Here is a 2,237-nt window from a genome sequence, read left to right on the forward strand (position 1 = left end):
CAGCAGATCGTGGCCCTGGCGGTGCTGATGCCCATTGTCTCGGCGATCGGCGGCAACGCCGGCACCCAGGCGCTGACCGTCACCGTGCGGGCCCTGGCCACGCGTGAGCTGAACTCCGCCAACGCCATGCGGACCTTCCTGCGCGAGCTGGCGGTGGGCATGGCCAACGGCCTGGTCCTGGCGCCCCTGATCGGCGTGGCCGCCGCCTTCTGGTTCCGCGACGAGGACTGGCGCATCGGCCTGGTCATCGCCGCGGCGATGGTGCTGAACCTGCTGGTGGCGGCGATGGTCGGGATGCTGACGCCCCTGACGCTGTCGAAGCTGAAGCTGGACCCCGCGGTGTCCTCGGCCGTGTTCGTCACGGCCACGACGGACTTCTTCGGATTCCTGATCTTCCTGGGCCTGGCGACCATCGTCCTGCTTTAGCCGCGCGGCGGGCGTAGGTCGGCCCGCCCCTTGCTGAGATCGGTGCGAGGGCCCCGCCTCCGTATCGAATTGGGTCAATCGTGTCCGAAGTCATGCTGAAACCGAACAAGGTGTCCCGCGCCGGGGTCATCCTGATCAAGAGCTTCGAGGGCTTTCGCCCCGCCGCCGTGCGCCGCGCCGACGGCGTGTGGGTGATCGGCTACGGCCACACCGCCTCGGCCCGCGAAGGGGCGACCGTCTCGGAATCGGACGCCGAACTGCTGCTGCAATACGATCTGATCCCGGTGGTGCGCGCCGTGCGCGAGGCGGTCACGGTCCCGCTGAACGGTCACCAGTTCGACGCCCTGGCCAGCTTCGCCTTCTCGGTGGGCGTCGAGCGATTCCTGGTCTCCGACGTCCTGGTCCTGGTCAACGCCGGCCGGCCGCAGGACGCCGCCGCCGCCATCCTGGGCTGGCACGACGCGGCCGAGGCCCATCTGCCGCCGCGCCGCCGCACCGCGGAGCGCGCCCTGTTCAACACCGCGCCCGGCGCGCCCGCCGCATTGGTCGATCTGCTGATGCAGCCCCTGGCGCCGTTCCCTGCCGTGGCCGCGGCCCAGGACGTCTCGCCCCAGGACGCCGATGTGGCGCCCTTCCCCAGCGCGAAGGACGCCGATTTCGGGGCCTCGGCTCCGACGGGTTTCGGCACGGACGGTCCCCTCACCGCCCGTGATCCGATAAGAGCGGCCCCGGCGTCCCTCGACGCCGGGGCGGTTCTGACCCTGACGGAACGGGTCGCCTCCGACCGGCTGGCCCTGTCGGCGGCGAACGACGCCCCGCCCGCGACGGCGGAGCCCGCCGCGCCGGACACCCGCGTGGTGTGGTCGGGCGACGCCCCGGCCGCCGAGACGGACGAGGCCCCCGCGACGGACGCCGCCGCCGAGACCTTGAAGCCGGCGCCCACACGCGCCGACCCGGGTAGTCCCTGGCCCTTCTTCATCCTGGGCGCGCTCGGCATGGTGGCCCTGGGGGCCGCCGGAGCCGCCTTTCGTCGCGCGGCGCATCCGGGCGGCGGCGACACGGGACTGATCGGCGTGGCCCTGGGCGTCATCGCCGTCGCCTGCATCGCGGTCGCCGGCTGGAACCTGTATCAGCGCTGGGGCCGTCCCGGCCGCTGAAGGCCGTGCTTGGCGAAGGGCCGTGCGCGATGCTACGCCCTTCGGCATGAGCATTCCCTTCGCGCCGCAATCCATGGAATTCGGCCTCGGCGAGACCGCCGACGCCATTCGCGACACGACCGCCCGCTGGGCCGCCGAGCGCCTAGCGCCCCGCGCCGCCGAGATCGACGCGACCAACACCTTCGCCCGCGACCTGTGGCCCGAAATGGGCGAACTGGGTCTGCACGGCATCACCGTCGAAGAGGAATTCGGCGGCCTCGGCCTCGGCTATCTCGAGCACGTCGTGGCGATGGAAGAGGTGTCGCGCGCCTCCGCCTCGATCGGCCTCAGCTACGGCGCCCACTCGAACCTTTGCGTCAACCAGATCCGCCGCTGGGGCACGCCTGAACAGAAGGCGAAATACCTGCCCGGGCTGATCTCCGGCGAACATGTCGGCTCGCTGGCCATGTCGGAAGCCGGCTCGGGCTCTGACGTCATGTCCATGCGGACCCGCGCCGAGAAGAAGGGCGACCGCTACGTCCTGAACGGGACCAAGTTCTGGATCACCAACGCCCCGCACGCCGAGACCCTGGTCGTCTACGCCCGCACCGGCGACGGCAACGGCGGCGTCACCGCCTTTCTGATCGAGAAGGGCATGAAGGGGTTCAGCGTCTC

General features: G+C 71.3%; 3 protein-coding genes. All 3 read left to right on the top strand.

Annotated features, from left to right (window positions below; translation table 11 throughout):
• Window positions 1-426 (top strand): magnesium transporter (locus B2U11_RS00165; protein ID WP_292068918.1); only part of this gene is annotated, 426 nt, incomplete at its 5' end.
• 92 nt (window positions 427-518) lie between these two features.
• Window positions 519-1,583, top strand: coding sequence for a lysozyme (locus B2U11_RS00170; protein ID WP_292068921.1), 1,065 nt, complete (start codon window positions 519-521; stop codon window positions 1,581-1,583).
• Window positions 1,584-1,629: 46 nt separating this feature from the next.
• Window positions 1,630-2,237, top strand: a 608-nt coding sequence (locus tag B2U11_RS00175; RefSeq protein WP_414632917.1) for an acyl-CoA dehydrogenase family protein, incomplete at its 3' end; no start/stop codon positions are given.

The organism is Brevundimonas sp. UBA7534, assembly GCF_002479325.1.
In the GTDB taxonomy this organism is placed as follows: Bacteria; Pseudomonadota; Alphaproteobacteria; order Caulobacterales; family Caulobacteraceae; genus Brevundimonas.

Bases quoted from the DNA above. Each gene is read 5' to 3' on its own strand.
- B2U11_RS00170 (WP_292068921.1), top strand. From the start codon at position 519: ATGCTGAAACCGAACAAGGTGTCCCGCGCCGGGGTCATCCTGATCAAG.